The sequence below is a fragment of the Saliniradius amylolyticus genome, assembly GCF_003143555.1.
Taxonomy (GTDB): domain Bacteria; phylum Pseudomonadota; class Gammaproteobacteria; order Enterobacterales; family Alteromonadaceae; genus Saliniradius; species Saliniradius amylolyticus.
On sequence record NZ_CP029347.1, the window covers coordinates 3,172,955 to 3,190,553 of the forward strand.

The 17,599-nt window shown below is 50.7% G+C and carries 23 protein-coding genes; 11 read left to right on the forward strand and 12 right to left on the reverse strand.

Annotated elements, in window-relative coordinates:
- Positions 1-47: 47 nt before the first annotated feature.
- Positions 48-1,145 carry a glutamate 5-kinase gene (proB, locus tag HMF8227_RS14735; protein ID WP_109340913.1) on the reverse strand — a complete coding sequence of 366 codons (1,098 nt, stop codon included), beginning with the start codon at positions 1,143-1,145 and terminating at the stop codon, positions 48-50.
- Positions 1,146-1,259: 114 nt separating this feature from the next.
- Positions 1,260-1,562 carry a DUF6482 family protein gene (locus tag HMF8227_RS14740; RefSeq protein WP_109340914.1) on the reverse strand — a complete coding sequence of 101 codons (303 nt, stop codon included), beginning with the start codon at positions 1,560-1,562 and terminating at the stop codon, positions 1,260-1,262.
- A gap of 166 nt (positions 1,563-1,728) precedes the next feature.
- On the opposite strand from HMF8227_RS14740, the gene HMF8227_RS14745 reads away from it, so the two are divergent.
- Positions 1,729-2,592, forward strand: coding sequence for a DUF3014 domain-containing protein (locus HMF8227_RS14745; RefSeq protein WP_109340915.1), 864 nt, complete (start codon positions 1,729-1,731; stop codon positions 2,590-2,592).
- Positions 2,579-3,121 (forward strand): DUF1285 domain-containing protein, encoded by a 543-nt coding sequence (locus HMF8227_RS14750; protein ID WP_109340916.1) that lies wholly within the window; start codon positions 2,579-2,581, stop codon positions 3,119-3,121. The genes HMF8227_RS14745 and HMF8227_RS14750 overlap by 14 nt, the downstream gene beginning before the upstream one ends.
- A gap of 16 nt (positions 3,122-3,137) precedes the next feature.
- Here HMF8227_RS14750 and HMF8227_RS14755 read toward each other — a convergent pair whose 3' ends face one another.
- Entirely contained in the window at positions 3,138-4,685 is a 1,548-nt protein-coding gene (locus tag HMF8227_RS14755; RefSeq protein WP_109340917.1) for a methyl-accepting chemotaxis protein, read from the reverse strand.
- A 76-nt stretch (positions 4,686-4,761) separates the two neighbouring features.
- Positions 4,762-6,120, reverse strand: coding sequence for an oxygen-independent coproporphyrinogen III oxidase (gene hemN / locus HMF8227_RS14760; RefSeq protein WP_109340918.1), 1,359 nt, complete (start codon positions 6,118-6,120; stop codon positions 4,762-4,764).
- 102 nt (positions 6,121-6,222) lie between these two features.
- Between hemN and HMF8227_RS14765 the strand changes: the two genes are divergently transcribed.
- From HMF8227_RS14765 to HMF8227_RS14785, 5 genes are all read left to right on the forward strand, one after another.
- Complete coding sequence (locus HMF8227_RS14765) at positions 6,223-7,500, forward strand: metal-dependent hydrolase family protein (RefSeq protein ID WP_109340919.1); 1,278 nt, start codon at positions 6,223-6,225, stop codon at positions 7,498-7,500.
- A 20-nt stretch (positions 7,501-7,520) separates the two neighbouring features.
- Positions 7,521-7,658 (forward strand): entericidin A/B family lipoprotein, encoded by a 138-nt coding sequence (locus HMF8227_RS14770; RefSeq protein WP_239421328.1) that lies wholly within the window; start codon positions 7,521-7,523, stop codon positions 7,656-7,658.
- A 156-nt stretch (positions 7,659-7,814) separates the two neighbouring features.
- The gene (locus tag HMF8227_RS14775) at positions 7,815-8,282 is read left to right on the forward strand and encodes a Dps family protein (protein ID WP_109340920.1); all 468 of its coding nucleotides are present in this window, start codon (positions 7,815-7,817) and stop codon (positions 8,280-8,282) included.
- A 138-nt stretch (positions 8,283-8,420) separates the two neighbouring features.
- Positions 8,421-8,813, forward strand: coding sequence for a hypothetical protein (locus HMF8227_RS14780; protein WP_109340921.1), 393 nt, complete (start codon positions 8,421-8,423; stop codon positions 8,811-8,813).
- 9 nt (positions 8,814-8,822) lie between these two features.
- Positions 8,823-9,011 (forward strand): hypothetical protein, encoded by a 189-nt coding sequence (locus tag HMF8227_RS14785; RefSeq protein ID WP_109340922.1) that lies wholly within the window; start codon positions 8,823-8,825, stop codon positions 9,009-9,011.
- 332 nt (positions 9,012-9,343) lie between these two features.
- Here the strand turns inward: HMF8227_RS14785 and tusA are convergent, their stop codons facing one another.
- Genes tusA through rph form a run of 3 tightly spaced genes read right to left on the reverse strand, consistent with a single transcriptional unit; the run spans position 9,344 to position 10,949 of the window.
- A complete protein-coding gene (tusA, locus tag HMF8227_RS14790; protein WP_109340923.1) occupies positions 9,344-9,595 on the reverse strand; it encodes a sulfurtransferase TusA in 252 nt (83 codons plus the stop codon).
- Complete coding sequence (gene pyrE, locus HMF8227_RS14795; RefSeq protein ID WP_109340924.1) at positions 9,585-10,226, reverse strand: orotate phosphoribosyltransferase; 642 nt, start codon at positions 10,224-10,226, stop codon at positions 9,585-9,587. The genes tusA and pyrE overlap by 11 nt, the downstream gene beginning before the upstream one ends.
- Positions 10,227-10,235: 9 nt before the next feature.
- Entirely contained in the window at positions 10,236-10,949 is a 714-nt protein-coding gene (rph, locus tag HMF8227_RS14800) for a ribonuclease PH (RefSeq protein WP_109340925.1), read from the reverse strand.
- Between the two features lie 125 nt (positions 10,950-11,074).
- Between rph and HMF8227_RS14805 the strand changes: the two genes are divergently transcribed.
- From HMF8227_RS14805 to HMF8227_RS14820, 3 genes are all read left to right on the forward strand, one after another.
- The gene (locus HMF8227_RS14805) at positions 11,075-11,938 is read left to right on the forward strand and encodes a YicC/YloC family endoribonuclease (protein ID WP_109340926.1); all 864 of its coding nucleotides are present in this window, start codon (positions 11,075-11,077) and stop codon (positions 11,936-11,938) included.
- Between the two features lie 487 nt (positions 11,939-12,425).
- Entirely contained in the window at positions 12,426-12,743 is a 318-nt protein-coding gene (locus HMF8227_RS15290; protein ID WP_109340928.1) for a helix-turn-helix transcriptional regulator, read from the forward strand.
- A gap of 131 nt (positions 12,744-12,874) precedes the next feature.
- Positions 12,875-13,537: a choice-of-anchor H family protein gene (locus tag HMF8227_RS14820; RefSeq protein ID WP_109340929.1), complete on the forward strand. Its 663-nt coding sequence runs from the start codon at positions 12,875-12,877 to the stop codon at positions 13,535-13,537.
- Here HMF8227_RS14820 and HMF8227_RS14825 read toward each other — a convergent pair.
- The gene (locus HMF8227_RS14825) at positions 13,534-13,968 is read right to left on the reverse strand and encodes a nuclear transport factor 2 family protein (protein ID WP_109340930.1); all 435 of its coding nucleotides are present in this window, start codon (positions 13,966-13,968) and stop codon (positions 13,534-13,536) included. The two genes, HMF8227_RS14820 and HMF8227_RS14825, sit on opposite strands and share 4 nt — an antisense overlap.
- A 210-nt stretch (positions 13,969-14,178) precedes the next feature.
- On the opposite strand from HMF8227_RS14825, the gene HMF8227_RS15100 reads away from it, so the two are divergent.
- The gene (locus HMF8227_RS15100) at positions 14,179-14,355 is read left to right on the forward strand and encodes a hypothetical protein (protein WP_162558624.1); all 177 of its coding nucleotides are present in this window, start codon (positions 14,179-14,181) and stop codon (positions 14,353-14,355) included.
- Between the two features lie 59 nt (positions 14,356-14,414).
- On the opposite strand, the gene HMF8227_RS14830 is transcribed toward HMF8227_RS15100, so the two are convergent.
- From HMF8227_RS14830 to atpG, 4 genes are all read right to left on the reverse strand, one after another.
- Positions 14,415-14,753 (reverse strand): MGMT family protein, encoded by a 339-nt coding sequence (locus tag HMF8227_RS14830; RefSeq protein ID WP_109340931.1) that lies wholly within the window; start codon positions 14,751-14,753, stop codon positions 14,415-14,417.
- 66 nt (positions 14,754-14,819) lie between these two features.
- Positions 14,820-15,236 (reverse strand): F0F1 ATP synthase subunit epsilon, encoded by a 417-nt coding sequence (locus HMF8227_RS14835; protein WP_109340932.1) that lies wholly within the window; start codon positions 15,234-15,236, stop codon positions 14,820-14,822.
- Positions 15,237-15,287: 51 nt separating this feature from the next.
- On the reverse strand, positions 15,288-16,676 hold the full coding sequence (atpD, locus tag HMF8227_RS14840; RefSeq protein ID WP_109340933.1) for a F0F1 ATP synthase subunit beta: 1,389 nt from the start codon (positions 16,674-16,676) through the stop codon (positions 15,288-15,290).
- Between the two features lie 29 nt (positions 16,677-16,705).
- Entirely contained in the window at positions 16,706-17,563 is an 858-nt protein-coding gene (gene atpG, locus HMF8227_RS14845; RefSeq protein WP_109340934.1) for a F0F1 ATP synthase subunit gamma, read from the reverse strand.
- Positions 17,564-17,599: the final 36 nt, after the last annotated feature.

Consider the following 17,599-nt stretch of genomic DNA (forward strand, 5'->3'; position numbering starts at 1 on the left):
ATTCGCTGTAACAAATACAAAAAAGCAGCCCGATGGCTGCTTTCTTACTACAGCAGCGCCAGGTCGTCACGATGCACGGCTGCCTCACCCGAGGTGTAGCCGATAGCATCTTCAAAGTCCGCACTCTGCAACCCTTTAATGGCGTGCAAGTCGGCGGCACTGTACAAGGCAACGCCTTTGGCAAAGGGCACGCCGTCGTAGCACACCTCTACAGCATCGCCCGGCATAAAGTCGCCTTCAACATGGGTGATGCCAATGGGAAGCAGGGAAGCACCCTCTTTGATCAGCGCCTTCTTGGCACCTTTATCCACGTCAATACGACCTGTGGCTATTAACGCATGTTTCAACCACTGCTCTTTGGCAGTATCTGGCGTTTTGGTTGGCAGGAAACGCGTGCCCGGGATGCGACCATCCAGCAGGGCATCAAAAACTTCACCCTTGCTGCCGTTCACGATCAGGGTCTGCATACCACTTTCGGCACATTTGTCGGCCGCTTCGATCTTGGTACGCATACCGCCGGTTCCGACTTTGGTGCCCGGACCGCCCGCCAGTTCATAGATCTCGCTGGTGATTTGCTCGACTTCCGGAATCAGCTTGGCGTCCGGATTAATGCGGGGATCAGCGTCGTACAGACCATCGATGTCGGAGCATATAATCATCGTATCCGCTTCCGCCACCATCGCCGCATACGCAGCAAGGTTATCGTTATCACCCACCTTCAAGGCGTCGACGGCTACCGTATCGTTCTCATTAACGATGGGCAGCACATTATTATTCAATAGTTCTCGGATGGTATTCTTGATATTGACGTAGCGACTTCTGTCGTGGAAGTCATCATAGGTCAAAAGAACCTGGGCACAGGGGAAATCGAAAAAACGTGACCAGTTTTCCATCATCTGCATCTGACCGACTGCGGCCATGGCCTGCTTTTCTGCAATAGACGGGTGAGCGGTGTGGGAAATCGTACTGCGACCGGCAGCGACACCACCTGACGACACAATCACCACCTGCTTGCCTTGCTCTCGACTTTCGGTAATGAATCTGGCAATCGCGAGCAAATATTTAGCGCTGCATTTATGTCCATCGGGTGAAATCAACGCACTGCCAACTTTGATGACTGCTCGTTGCCAGTTAAATTCAGTCATTTATCCTCCACTAGTAAAATCCTTATAATAGGATACCGATCTAAATATGATAAACAAGGCGATTTAGTTATAAGCTATCCGCGCATAGCTTTACAGACGTATAAGACGTCATTCCTAAACCGCCCCCAGTTTCATGTTCAGGGGCAGTTCCATGGACTCCGCCGATACGGGTCCATTGCCGATCATTTCATCATACGGCGATTCATGACAAAGCTTAGCCTGTTTTACCGTAAAATCGACGAAGGCCTTCTTCACCAAGGTCAGGCTGTGAAAGCGCATTGGCCGATCACCATTATATAACAACGCCAGCCCTTGCCCCTGATCCACCTCCACCAGGTAGATGCCCATTTCCAGTGCGCGAACATAAAGCTGCTCTAGGGGCTTGCCTTTATTCAGTCGGGCATATTGAATTTCCACACCGCTACCTCCACGATAAGATCAACATCCTCTTTTACCCTGGTCAGTGGTAGAAAGTTCACTGCTTGCGACGCAAACAAAAAGCGGCCACAGGCACACATCTGCCACCACATTGTGGTAGTTTTAGGTCTAAACTGGTAAATAGATTTGTTGCGATGAGGCCCTTATGACAGAGCAAGATACCCAAACTTCACGTTCCTTAGTGCCCTATATCTTGATTGCAATCGTGATTCTGGCTGTGGTGCTGGGTATTTATTTCTGGCGCTCTTCTGAGCCCGCAACTGAACAGCCCAAGCCGGTGACCGAAACACCGCTCCAACCCGTCACCGAGTCCCAATCTCAACAGGCGGAGCCTGAGCCTCAAGAACCATCCGCACCCGAGCCGGTGGAACGACCAGACCCTGTAACGGAGCCCGAGCCAGACCCCGCGCCCGAACCAGAGTTACCCGATATATCAGACAGTGCCATCAAAACAGCTTTGTCCGAAGCGGGCGCTTATGAAGCTGTCGCTCGTCTGCTGGTTGATGAAGATTTATTGCGCCGCTTTGTAGTGTTTTCCGTTAATGCCGCCGATGAAGAACTGGCCCCTCGGCATGGCTTGGTTAAGCCACCGGAGCAGTCCTTTAAAACCTATCAACAGGCGGGTAAGGAATGGATCGACGCCGCCAGCTACAAACGCTATACGCCCTATGCGGAAGCGCTGGACTCCATGGAGACTGAGACGCTACTTAGCCTGTATGATGACTACAAGCCCGTAATACAGGAAATCTATGGCGAAATAGGTCGGGGTGGTGAATTCGATTATGTATTGATGGATGCCATCGACCACCTGTTAGATACTCCTGAGGTGCCGATGCCAGTAGAAGTCAAGACCGAGAGCGTTATGTATCAATACGCCGACCCACACCTCGAATCACTATCGGCCCTGCAAAAACAACTGCTGCGCACTGGCCCTGAGAACATGCGCATCATCAAGGCCAAGCTGAGAGAGTTAAAGCAGGCCTTGATCAACAAAAATGGACCTCAATAAACTCCAGCAGCAGCTGGCGGACGAACAACAGGCTTTGCCGCCGGTCGACCAATGGGACCCTCCGTTTTGCGGTGATATGGACCTGGTCATCAAGCATGATGGTAGTTGGCAATACCACGGCAGCCCCATTGGACGGCAATCACTGGTTAAACTGTTTGCCAGCGTGCTAAAACGAGAAGGCGAAAACTATTTTCTGGTAACCCCGGTGGAAAAACTCGGAATTCGGGTAGAAGATAGTCCCTTTGTGGCAACCCAGTGGCAACGCACCGATGACGGCTACCTGAACTTCACCACTAACGTCGGTGACCGCTTTGTGCTCGGCGATGACCACCCCATTGCGCTTTTTTCGGATAAGACTTCGTCAGCCATACTTCCCTATGCCCGTGTGCGCCGAAACCTTTGGGCAAGGTTACATCAGAATGTATTGTATCAGTTGGTGCACGAAGCCAGCCTGGAGGATGGCGATACAGGCCAGCAATTAATGCTCCACAGCGGCCCGTACAGCTGCAGCCTGGGGCTAACGGAGTAGCCCCAAACCCTTTTCTCTAATGTCCGCTAAAGGTCTTAGCCATAGACATTAAACGCTCAATACTATTGCGTAACTCACTTGCTCCCTGCTCCATACTCTGTGCCACCTGCGCATTCTCGTCTGCGATGTTGGTGATGTTATTAGTGTTACGAGATACCTCCTCACACACCTGCTCCTGCTGCTCAGAGGCGGTGGCGATCTGAGTGGAGAAATCGGAAATCTCCGCCATCATTCGGTTAATTTCTTCGATCGCCTCAGTGGTCTGGTTGGCATCGTCTTCACATTCCAAAGCCTGATTTTTACTGTTTTCCATGGTATCCACCCAGCGACTGAGGGTTTGGCGCATCTCATCCAGGCTGGAATGAATATTGGCTGTGGAGGTTTGGGTACGTTTGGACAACGCGCGCACTTCATCGGCCACCACACTAAAACCACGACCACTCTCGCCGGCCCGCGCCGATTCAATAGCGGCATTCAATGCCAATAAATTGGTCTGCTCGGCGATGGCCTCGATTTCCCCCATCACATTGCTAACCTTATCCGCTTCCTGTACCAGTTGCTCCGCCGAGTCGGCAGCATCGGAGACGACCCGGGATAGTTCGGTAACCTTAGACTTGCTCTGTTGGACCCGTTGCTGGGCCTGACGTGAGAAGTTACTGGCTTCGCCCACTTTGCTATTGGTGTCTGAGGTATTACGAGCGATTTCCTGGCTAGTGGACGCCATTTCAGTGATGGCTGTGGCGATCTGCTCCACTTCCGAGCGTTGGTTATTCAGTCCTTCGGCGGTCATTCTTGCAGAATCATCGTTCTCTTTAGCAATCGCCTCAAGGCTGTGTGTCGCATCCAGCATCCGGCCGATCACAGTTCTGAGTTTGGCTTTCAACATGCCGAGATGAAACTCCACATGACTGGTGACACCTTTGCCAGCATAAACAAACCGGCTGATGCTGTCGTATTCGCTGCCCAATCGATGGGACAAACGCGGGATAACCACCAATTCACGCCAGAATACGGCCAAGCTGGCTCCCACACCGACCGCTGTGATTAAGCCCGCCCAAAGACCGCCCAGGCCTCCATTGAGTAACACAGCCACCAGCGCCAGAAGGCCTGAAAAAGTCAGTTTCTGGTTAACGCTGATTTCACGGCTATTGAATTTGCCCTGGTTGACCTGTCGGTAAATATGCTCAGCACGGTCTACCAGTTCGCGACTGGGTTTTACCCGCACCGACTGATAACCCACCTTTTGGCCATTTTCGTAAATGGGCGTGACATAAGCATCCACCCAATAGTAGCGCCCATCCTTACAACGATTTTTCACCATGCCTCGCCAGGACTGATGCTTCTCGAGATGCGACCATAAGTCTTTGAAAGCTACCTTAGGCATGTCCGGGTGACGAACAATATTGTGATTCTTGCCCACCAATTCGTCATAGGAGTAGCCGGCCACCTCACAAAACACTGGATTTGCGTAGGTAATTACACCGCGTAAGTCGGTGGTGGACACCAACTCCTGGTTTTCACCGTAGGAGACTTCTTCATTGATTAAAGATTTATCGCGGGCCATAGCTGTCCTTCCCTCTGCCGTTTTCGACAGAGTGTATGGTAAAGCCTCCGGCCTTGGCAATATAATTTAGAAAAGACTAAATTATACGGGAGAAGGATTGTCTTCTTGTCTTTCGCTCCAAATATTTGTCGAAAACCATACAAATCGCGCGGATATATGCCCGCCCATGAGGACTGACACAGACTTTGTGGTCATCCAAAGACAGTAACCCGTCTTCCTGCATTACGGCCAACTGCCTTAATTCCTCGGCGAAATACAGACTAAAGTCGATATCGTAGGCGTTGCCTATATCAGCAAAGGTCAGATCAAAATGGCAAATTAACTGACGAATCACCGCAGCCCGTATCAGGTCATCCTGACTCAGCTGATAGCCTTTATCTAAAGCGAAGCCGAAGTCGTCCAGCCTGTTGTAGTAGCCCTTGAGCCTTTTATCATTCTGAACAATCACATCGTTGACCTGACTGATAGCCGACACGCCCATTCCCAATAAATCACAATCACCGTGGGTGGTATAACCCTGGAAGTTGCGATGCAGACGCCCGTTTTGCTGGGCAATGGCAAGACTGTCGTCGGCTTTGGCAAAATGATCCATGCCGATACACAGATAGCCGGCATCCACCAACTTTTGTTTGGCGATGGCAAAGATCTTTTTCCGTGTAGCGCTGTCAGGGAGCGCCGTCTCATCGATTTTACGCTGGGCCGCAAAACGCTCTGGAAGGTGGGCATAATGAAAGACCGACAACCGATCCGGCGATAGTTCGATAACTTTATCGATGGTCTCGGCAAAACTTTGCGGCGTCTGGTGAGGCAGGCCATAAATCAGGTCCAGACTAACAGACGCAAAATCCAGTTGATAAGCCCGCACTATCAAGGCCCTGATCTGTTGTTCATCTTGCTCTCGGTTGATGGCCTTCTGCACTTGTGGGTGAAAGTCCTGTACACCAATGCTGAGGCGGTTAATCCCCATAGATTTAAGAATATCAAGTCTTGATACTTCAACCGTTCTGGGGTCGATCTCCAGGCTGATCTCGGCATCCTCATCCACACGAAACTGTTCAGTTAAGGTAGTTAATATGTGGTGAAGCTGCTCATCGCTGAGAAACGTGGGTGTGCCGCCTCCGAAATGGATCTGATGCACCGGTTTATCGGCAAATAACAACCCCTGAGTAGCAATTTCCCGACACAGATAATCCAGATAGCGGCTGGCCTTATTGGAGTTTCGGGTAATCAGCTTATTACAGCCACAGTAGTAGCAAGGGGAGTGGCAAAAAGGAATATGCAAATACAGCGACAGCCCCGGGTTGTTGCTGGAGCGATAGCTATCCAGCATGGTATCACGATTGAATTGCCCTAACTGCAATGCGGTCGGATAGGAGGTATATCTGGGTCCGTTGATCTCATACTTATTCAACGGCCTGGTCCCGGACTGATTCATGTTCAATGACCTTGGTTTATCGATGAGTGCTATTGTAGAGGCGGGCGAATCCTTCTATGTTGATCTGGCACAATAATAACCAAGCCCATCGGAGACGACAGAATGAAATACACGCTTTTGTGCCTCAGTGCGCTGCTGAGCACCTCGGTAATGGCCGACACCTATATTCATGCCGGTCACTTGATCACCGCCCAAGACGACCAGTTACTCAGTGATATGACTGTGGTCGTGGCTGGCAACCGGATAAAAGCCATCCATTCCGGCTATCGTACCCCGGATGATGATGACACTCTGGTGGATCTTAAAAACAGCACCCTGATGCCGGGACTGATGGATATGCACACCCATATCAGCTCCCAGTTTGGCCCCCGATCCTACATGGAAGGCTTTACTCAGAATGAAGCCGACTATGCGCTAAAAGGCGTGTATTACGCTGGCAAGACACTGGATGCAGGCTTTACGACGGTGCGTAATCTGGGTGATGCGTATAATGAAACGGTGGCATTGCGCGACGCCATAAACAAGGGTCTGGTCGAAGGACCCCGTATCTTTACAGCGGCCAAATCCATCGCCACCACCGGCGGACATGCCGATCCCACGAATGGCACTGCGGATATTTTTGAAGGCGATCCCGGTCCGAAAGAGGGCGTGATGAACGGTATTGCCGATGCCCGTAAAGCGGTGCGTCAGCGATATAAGGACGGTGCCGATCTGATTAAAATCACCGCCACCGGCGGGGTATTGTCGGTAGCAAAGAGCGGCCAGAACCCTCAGTTCATGAATGATGAAGTCGCAGCCATCGTCGAAACCGCCAATGACTATGAGATGACCGTTGCGGTTCATGCCCATGGCAAGGAGGGCATGGAGCGCGCGATCAAGGCCGGTGTCACCTCCATCGAACATGGCACCTATATGGATGAGGAAACCATGGCGCTGATGAAAGAGCATGGCACCTATTATGTGCCCACCATTATGGCAGGCGACTGGGTGGCGGAGAAAGCCGAAGTTGAAGGCTTCTTCCCTGAGCTTGTGCGCCCTAAGGCGGCTGAGATCGGTCCGCTGATCCAACAAACCTTTGCCAGAGCCTATAAAGCTGGTGTAAAGATTGCCTTTGGCACCGATTCCGGCGTATCTGCTCACGGGGACAACGGTAAAGAATTTGCACTTATGGTAGAGGCAGGAATGCCCGCCATTGAAGCCATTCGCTCAGCCACTTACCACACGGCTAAACTGCTGCGTATCAATGATAAACTGGGCACTGTGGAGCCGGGAAAGTTGGCGGATTTGGTGGCAGTCCCTGGTAATCCACTTGAAGACATTGAGTTAATGCAGCAAGTGTCTTTTGTAATGAAAGGCGGTAAAGTTTATAAAGATAAGTAACTCACCAAAGGAACACCGTAATGCAAAAAATGAAACCCCTTATCGCCCTGTGCAGTGCCTTAGCCCTACTATTAGCGGGCGGCTGTGCCACCATGGAAGGCATCGGCAAGGATTTGGAAAAGGCGGGAGAGGAAATTCAGGAAGCCTCCGAGTCTTAATCACTTATGCCTGCACTTGCTCAGGTGCAGGCCCCTTCCCGCATCGGTGTGACTCTTAATGAACAACCCCGATTGCCAGTATCGACTTGTTTTATTAGAGAGAATACCAATCTAGTGCAATACTAACCTTACATTCAGAAAGAAGGAGTGTAGTGCATGAGCAATATTGATATTGGTATCAACTCTGAAGACAGAAACGCGGTAGCCGATGGTCTGAAACGTCTGCTGGCAGACAGTTACACTCTGTATCTGCAGACCCACAATTTTCATTGGAACGTAACCGGACCACAATTTCGTGAGTTGCATCTGATGTTTGAGGAGCACTATACCGAATTGGCCGAAGCAGTAGATGATATCGCCGAGCGAATTCGTACTCTGGGCGTTGAATCCCCAGGCACTTATAAAGCCTTTTCCAAGCTAACGGCCATCGAGGAAACCGAAGAGGTACCGGCCGCCGCCGAAATGGTAGTTATCCTCACGAAGAGCCACGAGCAGGTCGTTCGTACTGCCAGAGAAGTGTTGGCCACAGCCCAGAAAGCCGATGATGAGTCGACCGCTGCACTGGTGTCAGATCGAATGGCCATTCACGAGAAAACGGCCTGGATGTTGCGTTCCATGCAATAAAAAGGGCTCTTCCCATCCCCTGTTTGTAGCCCGCTTTCCGGCGGGCTTTTTTGTACTCATTCGAACTACCTCTGATACCAAAAACTCACTTGATAATAATTATCATTTAGATTAACTTGGTTTCAGGAGGTTGCCATTATGATGCAAGAGAGTGGGTTTCATCTTCAGGTTCGACATCAGCAATACCTGTGTCGCACTCAAAAATTTATCTGCAATCAGTTAAGCCACGCGTACCAGTACCGGCAAGGGGGGAGCGTGTTCGCCGCTGTGGTGTGTTATCAGACGGCCTACGATCACAGTCGACTGCTGTCGAGACTGGCCCCTGAGTACAGTCTGCTGCAAACCACCAGTTGCGCTCTGATGCTGGGACACTGTTATCACCAACACGGCCTTACTGAACAGGCCATAGAGTTATACCGCCAATTAGCCCGACATTTGACATATCAGCGAAATCACCAGGCTCGTCGCCGCCGTCTGATACAGCGCTGCCAGAGCTCCGTCGCGCAGGCATTGCACGAGTTAATGGAATAGGAGAAGGGTATGAGATTCACTGGTTCTACTTGTGCCCAAAACGAAATGGTGTCAGTCCAGATCAGCCGCGCCACACTGGCAAGACTATTAAACGAGCACCAACTGGTGTTGGAGGAGGTGCGACCTAATTCCCCGGCCGGTAGCAAGACGTTACGCTCTCTGTTGCTGGAAGCCGCAGGCCGCCGCTTGGGGAATTAAGCTGGAGAGTAAAAAAAGATTCACTCTTAACCATACATATCATCGGTAGGTGTTTAAGTCGTCGCTTTGACTTTTCCTTGGCAGAGCGAGGCTCAATTGAACGCGAAATCCTGGATGATTTCGCGAGGTGATAGCCTTGCAGGATGCTACCTTGAACCGGTTCGATGCTGTCAGAGCCTTGATGCGGCAAGGTTCCCGAAAAGTCAGGAGCGACAAAGACCTTTTCGCCCCTTTTAAGTCTTTTTAAAAGGGGCTGGCTCGCCGCGGACGACGAGTCACATCCAGCAGGGAAGCCTCTCGAAAGCAATGCAGCAAGCGGTCACCAATAGAGGTTAACCCTCTGGCAGCCCCTTACGGATCCAATACCTATAGGGCGCCTGCTCGGTATCACTGCTCACCAACTGATGGTCCATAAACTGGCAAAAACCCGGAATATCCCGGGTCGTGGCCGGGTCATCGGCGATCACAAGCAGTAGCTCGCCATCCTCCATGGTGCGAATGGTCTTACGTACCATCATCACCGGCTCAGGACAGCGTAGCCCAAGGGTGTCGAGCTGGCGATCAGCATTCGACTCAGATGCCATACTGCTCACGATAGGCCTTGATATTCGCCAGATGCTCGGCCATCTCCGGCTGTTGCTCCAGATAGCCAACCAGATCGGACAGGCTGACGATGGACACCACCTGTGTCTGGAAGTCACGCTCCACTTCCTGAATCGCAGACAGCTCCCCTTTGCCTTTCTCCTGACGGTCTAAGGCGATCAATACCCCAGCCAGGTTGGCGTTATTGGCGTTAAGAATATCCATGGCCTCACGAATGGCGGTACCAGCGGTGATCACGTCATCCACTAACATCACCCGGCCTTCCAACGGACTGCCCACCAGATTGCCGCCTTCACCGTGGTCTTTTTTCTCTTTACGGTTAAAACAATAAGGCTTGTCTACATTGTACTTGTCGGCCAAGGCCACCGCCGTTGTCGTGGCGATGGGAATGCCTTTGTAGGCCGGACCGAAAAGCACATCGTAATCGACACCAGCATCCTGCAAGGCAGCCGCATAGAACTGACCCAGCTTGGCCAGATCACGACCGGTATTGAACAGGCCGGCATTAAAAAAGTAAGGGCTTACTCTTCCGGACTTAAGAGTAAACTCTCCAAATTTGAGTACCCCTCGCTCCAGGGCAAAATCGATAAAGGCTTTTTGGTAGTCTTGCATCGCTGCCTCCTAGTTCAGCGCAGCTTTTTGCGCGTCGAACAGCTCTCGCAGGGCATGCTTGGACAATTCCAGCATCTCCTGCATCTCGTCGAAGCTGAAAGGCGCTTCTTCGGCCGTGCCCTGTACCTCGATCAGTCGGCCGTCTTCGGCCATCACAATGTTCATATCGGTTTCGGCTTCCGAGTCTTCCAGATACTCCAGATCTGCCACCGGCGTGCCCTGATAGATCCCCACGGAAATGGCCGCGATCATGTGTTTCAATGGGTTGGTCTTAATTAAGCCCTTACCACGCATATGATTAATGGCATCCACCAAGGCCACACAGGCGCCTGTGATGGATGCGGTGCGGGTGCCGCCATCGGCCTGAATTACATCACAGTCCAGAATGATGGTGTTTTCGCCGAGTAGCTTCAGGTCCACCGCCGCTCGCAACGAACGGGCGATTAAACGCTGAATCTCCAGAGTGCGTCCGCCTTGCTTACCTCGGGCCGCTTCCCTTTGGCTTCGAGTATGAGTAGAGCGGGGCAGCATGCTGTATTCGGCGGTCACCCAGCCCTTCCCTTGGCCTTTCATAAAGCGAGGAACACCTTCTTCCACCGTGGCATTGCACAGCACCTTGGTATTGCCAAACTCGATTAACACCGAACCCTCGGCATGACAGGTGAAATTGCGGGTGATGGTCACGGGACGGATTTGACTGACGGTTCTGCCGCTGGGACGCATGACGACTCCTTGGATTGCGAGTGTAAAATTAGCGCGGATTATACAACATCCTGGCCCTGTGTTCTGCATCAAATCCTGGCAGAATTCGTTATACTTGCGCCAACAATGATTTAAGGACAGCGGTTATGATCTACAGTATGACAGCCTTCGCCCGTCGCGAACTGAAAGCGGACTGGGGCAATGTGGTTTGGGAAATTCGCTCGGTGAACCAGCGTTATCTGGAAACCCACTTTCGCCTGCCAGAACAGTTCCGAGCTCTGGAACCCGCCCTGCGGGAGCGGTTCCGGCAGAAACTCAACCGCGGCAAGATCGAGTGTACCCTTAGGTTCTCTCCCAATGAGGGCAACGAGGCTGACCTGTCCATGAACAAAGCGTTGGCCAAGCAGCTCTTGGATGCTGCCGATTGGATCCAGTCCCATGGCCAGTCCTCGGGCGTAAATCCTTTCGACGTGTTGCGCTGGCCCGGTGTCATTAGTGCCGAAGAACAGGATATGGAAACCATTCATTCTCAAACTCTGGGGGAATTTGATGCCACCCTTAAAGACTTGATTCAGTCACGAGCCGACGAAGGCAGCAATATGCAGACGCTAATCGAAGATCGGCTCGACAGTATCGAAACGGAAGCGGCTAAGGTACGTCAGCAAATGCCAGATATTTTGCAATGGCAACGGGAACGACTGCAGAAGAAATTTGAGGATGCCAAGGTAGACGCCGATGACGGGCGCATCGAGCAGGAATTAGTGATCCTGGCCCAACGAGTGGACGTGGCCGAAGAACTGGATCGACTCGATTCCCATGTGGGTGAAACCCGTAAGATCCTTAAAAAAGGCGGCCCCTGCGGGCGACGGCTGGACTTTATGATGCAGGAGTTTAACCGGGAGTCGAACACATTGGGCTCCAAATCCATCAACGCCGATATCACTCAATCGGCGGTGGAGCTTAAAGTGCTAATCGAGCAGATGCGCGAGCAGATCCAGAATATTGAGTAACAACCAGGGGCAACGAGCCGCTTATCTCATAGAAGACTCGTTGCTCTCTCAATCAGTTTTTGCAGACTCTCTTGGCCGATTCTACCAGGCTGGAAACTCAATATAGACACACCGATACCGGCATAACCGTTGTGTCCTAGCAAATCCCCAGTTCAATTAAACTCAGCGAATTTCCTGCAATACTTCCCCACAGATTGCTGCTGTTCGCAGCTCAGCGGCTCACAATTTTTTTTCCTGGCACGTTAACAGCGCTCGTCTTCACGCGTGCAGAAGTGCACGAAAATGATCTTTTGAAAACCCGCTTGATAACAATGATGACGGTAGAAGGGCTAGAGCTTTGTGATTTTGTGTGTAAAAAAATACACTATGATATAAATATCTTTATAATCAACGGAGTATTAAACAATTCTGAGTTTACTTTTTATCTGAGGTTGAAAAGAAAATTAAATAGTATCCGTCACTTTACTGCTTTGGAGTGCAATTACCAATGACCAAGCTTAATCATAATGAGCAAAATAATACACTTATTTTGGAACTACTCAGTTTACTTTATTCTGGGGACCTAACATCCGGTGAACTGCTTAAGACCCTCAGGAAAGAGCTAATGGGTCTGTCGCAATTGGCTTTTGCCGAACAAGTGGGTATCAGTCGTCGAACACTCATCGCACTGGAGCAGGATAAAGCCAGTCCCACCTTACAGATCCTCAATGCCGCCTTTAAACCTTTTGGCCTGAAATACAACCTGGTTGCCAAAGACGACGATCTCATGCATCAGCTGATTCAACACCAACATACGCAAGATTAGTTCATAAAGATTAAAAAGTAAACACCTACAAACTTTAATGTGTGTACTTACTAACGTTGTTGTTTTTGGTTAATGCTTCATTCATCTCGCTAGGCCATGCTGATATCAACCCCCCTCTGGAGATATTGAGCATGAACACAATCACTTCACTTTTTATATTGAGCAGTCTGGTCACGGCGACAGTGGCCTACGCCGAATCAAAGATCATCAACACGGAAATCACCCAGGCTGAAACCAGGACTAAGAATAAGACGCCCGATGAAGAAACTGAGGCCGGGCAAGAGAGCAACACACAGCACCATTACGGTGAGCACAGCTATATTTATGATGCCTGGGTCAGCATTGAGCGCGACCAGGATTATGACGGCTATGCCTCCAGCTTTACCTTATCCATGGATATCGATAGCTATTATTCTTCTCGTTGGGTCTATGTGAAGCTGAGTATTAGTGACGACCTGTACCATTACCAAACCTATCATGTCAGCTCGGATATAAGAGTCGAGGGAGACTCTACTTCAGACGTGTTCAGTGTGGAAACTGAGCTTGCTGCCGATTTTCCACCATCGGATTATTCGTTTGCAATAGAGCTTTATGACGCCAACACTCATCGCCTGTTAGAGGTATATGACAGCGATGACGACAGCGACCTTCTCTATGTTCCACTTGAGAGCAGGGAGTATGACAAAGGCCAAAGTACTGTCAGTATCGAGGCCCATGGTGGCAGTATGGGCCTCGCCTTTATCGCTGTTGTGGCTGGGGTCCGTCTATTTAGGCGATACCATAAAAAACACTAAGGAATCTTAGTAGCCTGCCAGTTAATGGCTTGCCATTGACTGCCTTCTTTAACAAACACACCGCTATTGTAGTAGTAACTCTTGCCTTTTTTGTCTGTGGATACCAGCTTAAAGGTCAGTACGGCGACAGATTCAGATAGAGGCTTAACCTGAATATCCTGAGCTGAATACTGAGGCAAATCGTCCGGGTTGATATCGTCGGTATCCGGGTCTTGTAGTGCGTTAATGATGCTGGACTTGCCGAAGCGCTCACCACCAGAGCTTGTGTAGATCAAGTCGGGATGCCAGAATTTGTTATGCGCCTTTGCGGAATGGATAGAAGCCCCTGTCAAAAAATCTTCCAACTGTCTTTGTATCTCAGTTTCAGTTTTTTCTCCTGCTATTAAAAGAGGACTAAAAACTAGTATAAAAACAAGAGCTAGCAGTCGCATAATCAAAACTCCCTATTTATTGGCATGGTTTAAGCAGATTAATAATAAGCATTGCCGTTCAGCCTAACATAAGTTTGGGAAACACAATGCCCGCTGAATAGCTTGTAATACTGTTATTCACATTAACGCTATAGGTAACACATAAATTTCTGTAAATGGCCAAGACCGCGCCGATACAGAAGATGAGAAGTCAACGAGGGGAGGTTCATTATGGCCTGTCTTACCCGTCAGCTGTATAAGCAACTCCAGATCTATCTGGCCGATCACCCGGAATTACTTACCGTATCCGGTAGCAGACTGAAATCTAACCTGGTTAAGCGAGGGCTTTGCCCCTCGACAGTCACCACCGATCAGCTCAGTGAACTGGTTCGGCAATCCAGACGCTAGTCTGCTTGCCTAAAGATTAGCCTTTGCCGGTTTGATTTGGGTACTGGTAGGTTGTGAGGTTAATACTTTAATGAGAACAGCAGTTCTTGTAGGTCTGGTTGCCACTGATTTGCCTTTAGTTGCACCCCAAGACCCGTTAGCTGAACGCCTTCCTCTAGCAGCCGCTGACGCTGCTCGTCAGCTTCTTTAGATCCCGCTGCAAAGGCGATACGGCCATCGGCCCTCAGCACTCTGTGCCAAGGCAATACAAGCTTCTCCGGAGCGGCTCTTAATGCCTTACTAACGAGCCTTGCCCGTCCGGGCAGCCCGGCTAAATCGGCCACCTGACCATAGGTCGCCACCTTACCCGAAGGAATATAACTGACTACGTCCCAGATGGGCGGGTAATATGAGCTCATAACGGCACCTATAAAAAACCCCGCTTAGGCGGGGTTTTAAGATTCACTTTGCGATATTGGCGGCGCTTACTTGCGCACCTTCTTGATCAGCTTCAGCTGAGCCAAGGCAGCGGCCAGTTCGGATGCCGCTTCCGCAAATGACAGGTCGCTGGCTGGGTTAGCAATATGCTCTTCAGCATGGCGCTTAGCTTCCAGCGCCGCTTGCTCATCCAGATCCTTGGCGCGTACCGCCACATCGGCCAATACCGTCACATTACCAGGCTGCACTTCCAGTACACCACCGGCAATATAGATAAACTCTTCGTGACCGTGCTGTTTGACCAGACGTACCATTCCGGGCTTAAGGTTTGTCAGCAGAGGTGCGTGACCTGGGTAGATACCCAGCTCGCCTTCGCTGCCGGTGACCTGAAGGGTTTCCACCCTTCCGGAGAAAATCTTCTCCTCGGCACTTACCACGTCGAGATGTACAGTCATTGCTGCCATTTCACCTCCTAACGGTTAATCAAGAGTCACCGGAAAACCGGCGACTCCCCCTTATTTGCCCTTATTGGCTTTTTCTACAGCTTCTTCGATAGTACCTACCATGTAGAACGCTTGTTCTGGTAGTTCATCATAATCGCCGTTCAAAATGCCTTTAAAGCTGCTGATGGTGTCTTTAACAGGCACGTATTTACCAGGGGCACCGGTAAATACTTCAGCAACGAAGAATGGCTGGGACAAGAAACGCTGGATCTTACGAGCACGGTTTACGGTGCGCTTGTCTTCCTCAGACAGCTCGTCCATACCCAGGATCGCGATGATGTCTTTCAGCTCTTTATAGCGCTGCAGAACAGTCTGAACGCCACGGGCCACGTCGTAATGCTCCTGACCGATGATTTGCGGGTCTAGCTGACGAGAGGTGGAGTCCAGTGGGTCAACCGCCGGATAGATACCCAGAGACGCAATGTCACGACTCAGTACCACGGTCGCATCCAAGTGGGCGAAGGTGGTGGCTGGCGATGGGTCAGTCAAGTCATCCGCAGGCACGTATACGGCCTGGATTGACGTGATGGATCCAGTCTTAGTTGAAGCGATACGCTCCTGCAGCACACCCATTTCTTCGGCCAGCGTTGGCTGATAACCTACCGCCGATGGCATACGACCCAACAGGGCTGATACCTCAGTACCGGCCAGGGTATAACGATAGATGTTGTCCACGAAGAACAGTACGTCACGACCTTCGTCACGGAATTTTTCCGCGATGGTCAGACCGGTCAGGGCCACGCGCAGACGGTTACCTGGTGGCTCGTTCATCTGACCGTAAACCAGAGATACTTTATCCAGTACGTTGGAGTCGTTCATCTCGTGATAGAAATCGTTACCTTCACGAGTACGCTCACCCACACCGGCAAATACAGAGTAGCCGCTGTGCTCAATAGCGATGTTACGAATCAGCTCCATCATGTTAACGGTTTTACCCACACCGGCACCACCGAACAGACCCACTTTACCACCTTTAGCGAAGGGGCAAATCAGGTCGATAACCTTGATACCGGTTTCCAGTACCTCTACCTGATTAGACTGATCTTCGTAGCTGGGTGCTTCACGGTGGATAGACCATTTTTCTTTCTCACCAATAGGACCCGCTTCGTCGATGGGGTTACCCAATACGTCCATGATACGACCTAGGGTTTCAGTTCCCACAGGTACTTCGATGGACTTACCGGTATTTTCAACGGCGACACCACGACGCAGACCGTCAGTAGTACCCATTGCGATAGCGCGCACAACGCCGCCGCCCAACTGCTGCTGAACTTCCAGGGTTAACCCTTCCAGCTTGTCGGAGGTGACTTTCAGTGCGTCGTTGACTCTTGGTACCTGATCCTGTGGAAACTCAATGTCCACAACGGCACCGATAATCTGGACGACCTTACCTTGACTCATAATTTGTCCTCTTAATTTAAAACCTTTGCCTAGATAGCTGCGGCGCCGCTGACGATCTCACTGATTTCTTGTGTGATCGCCGCTTGTCGAGCTTTGTTGTATACCAACTGCAAATCGTCGATCAGGTTGCCGGCATTGTCAGTTGCCGCCTTCATGGCAACCATCCGTGCAGCCTGTTCGGAGGCGCCGTTTTCGACCACCCCTTGGTACACTTGTGATTCGATGTATCTGGTTAACAGCACGTCCAAAATAGGCTTTGGATCCGGCTCATACAGATAATCCCAGCTATGCTCTCTGTCATCTTCAGATTTGGGCAAAGGTAATAACTGATCGATCTTCGGCTCTTGACTCATGGTGTTAACAAACTGGTTGTACACCAGATAAAGCCTATCGATCTCGCCTTTATCATACGCATCAAGCATGACTCTTACCGGACCGACAATGTCGGATACGCCGGGCGTATCACCCAGTCCGGATTCGGCTGCCTGAAGCTTATCGCCAAACTTGTTTAAAAACGCCGCCGACTTGGAACCCAGGGCTGCAAACTGTACGTTTGCTCCTTTGTCTTGCCAGGTCTGGGCATCTTTCATTAGTGCCTTAAACTCATTACCGTTCAGGCCACCGCACAATCCACGGTCTGTGGAAATCACGATGTACCCAACGTTTTTGACGTCACGCTCTTCTAAGTAGGGGTGACGATATTCAAGGCTGGCGTTGGCAAGATGACCGATCACTTTACGCATATTTTGTGCATAGGGTCGGGTGGCGTGCATACGCTCTTGCGCCTTTTTCATCTTAGACGCGGCCACCATTTCCATAGCACTAGTGATCTTCTGAGTATTCTTGATACTCCCGATCTTCGATTTTATTTCTTTACCACCGGCCATGACACTCTCCCGATTACTCAACGACCGATGCGCCGC

What these genes read in the sequence shown, in the direction of transcription:
- proB (WP_109340913.1), bottom strand. Translation starts at nt 1,145, where the DNA reads ATGACTGAATTTAACTGGCAACGAGCAGTCATCAAAGTTGGCAGTGCG.
- HMF8227_RS14805 (WP_109340926.1), top strand. Translation starts at nt 11,075, where the DNA reads ATGATCTACAGTATGACAGCCTTCGCCCGTCGCGAACTGAAAGCGGAC.
- HMF8227_RS14785 (WP_109340922.1), top strand. Translation starts at nt 8,823, where the DNA reads ATGAGATTCACTGGTTCTACTTGTGCCCAAAACGAAATGGTGTCAGTC.
- HMF8227_RS14780 (WP_109340921.1), top strand. Translation starts at nt 8,421, where the DNA reads ATGATGCAAGAGAGTGGGTTTCATCTTCAGGTTCGACATCAGCAATAC.
- HMF8227_RS14755 (WP_109340917.1), bottom strand. Translation starts at nt 4,685, where the DNA reads ATGGCCCGCGATAAATCTTTAATCAATGAAGAAGTCTCCTACGGTGAA.
- tusA (WP_109340923.1), bottom strand. Translation starts at nt 9,595, where the DNA reads ATGGCATCTGAGTCGAATGCTGATCGCCAGCTCGACACCCTTGGGCTA.
- HMF8227_RS15100 (WP_162558624.1), top strand. Translation starts at nt 14,179, where the DNA reads ATGGCCTGTCTTACCCGTCAGCTGTATAAGCAACTCCAGATCTATCTG.
- atpD (WP_109340933.1), bottom strand. Translation starts at nt 16,676, where the DNA reads ATGAGTCAAGGTAAGGTCGTCCAGATTATCGGTGCCGTTGTGGACATT.
- HMF8227_RS14835 (WP_109340932.1), bottom strand. Translation starts at nt 15,236, where the DNA reads ATGGCAGCAATGACTGTACATCTCGACGTGGTAAGTGCCGAGGAGAAG.
- HMF8227_RS14765 (WP_109340919.1), top strand. Translation starts at nt 6,223, where the DNA reads ATGAAATACACGCTTTTGTGCCTCAGTGCGCTGCTGAGCACCTCGGTA.
- HMF8227_RS14775 (WP_109340920.1), top strand. Translation starts at nt 7,815, where the DNA reads ATGAGCAATATTGATATTGGTATCAACTCTGAAGACAGAAACGCGGTA.
- HMF8227_RS15290 (WP_109340928.1), top strand. Translation starts at nt 12,426, where the DNA reads ATGACCAAGCTTAATCATAATGAGCAAAATAATACACTTATTTTGGAA.
- HMF8227_RS14820 (WP_109340929.1), top strand. Translation starts at nt 12,875, where the DNA reads ATGAACACAATCACTTCACTTTTTATATTGAGCAGTCTGGTCACGGCG.
- atpG (WP_109340934.1), bottom strand. Translation starts at nt 17,563, where the DNA reads ATGGCCGGTGGTAAAGAAATAAAATCGAAGATCGGGAGTATCAAGAAT.
- HMF8227_RS14745 (WP_109340915.1), top strand. Translation starts at nt 1,729, where the DNA reads ATGACAGAGCAAGATACCCAAACTTCACGTTCCTTAGTGCCCTATATC.
- pyrE (WP_109340924.1), bottom strand. Translation starts at nt 10,226, where the DNA reads ATGCAAGACTACCAAAAAGCCTTTATCGATTTTGCCCTGGAGCGAGGG.
- HMF8227_RS14825 (WP_109340930.1), bottom strand. Translation starts at nt 13,968, where the DNA reads ATGCGACTGCTAGCTCTTGTTTTTATACTAGTTTTTAGTCCTCTTTTA.
- rph (WP_109340925.1), bottom strand. Translation starts at nt 10,949, where the DNA reads ATGCGTCCCAGCGGCAGAACCGTCAGTCAAATCCGTCCCGTGACCATC.
- hemN (WP_109340918.1), bottom strand. Translation starts at nt 6,120, where the DNA reads ATGAATCAGTCCGGGACCAGGCCGTTGAATAAGTATGAGATCAACGGA.
- HMF8227_RS14750 (WP_109340916.1), top strand. Translation starts at nt 2,579, where the DNA reads ATGGACCTCAATAAACTCCAGCAGCAGCTGGCGGACGAACAACAGGCT.
- HMF8227_RS14830 (WP_109340931.1), bottom strand. Translation starts at nt 14,753, where the DNA reads ATGAGCTCATATTACCCGCCCATCTGGGACGTAGTCAGTTATATTCCT.
- HMF8227_RS14770 (WP_239421328.1), top strand. Translation starts at nt 7,521, where the DNA reads ATGCAAAAAATGAAACCCCTTATCGCCCTGTGCAGTGCCTTAGCCCTA.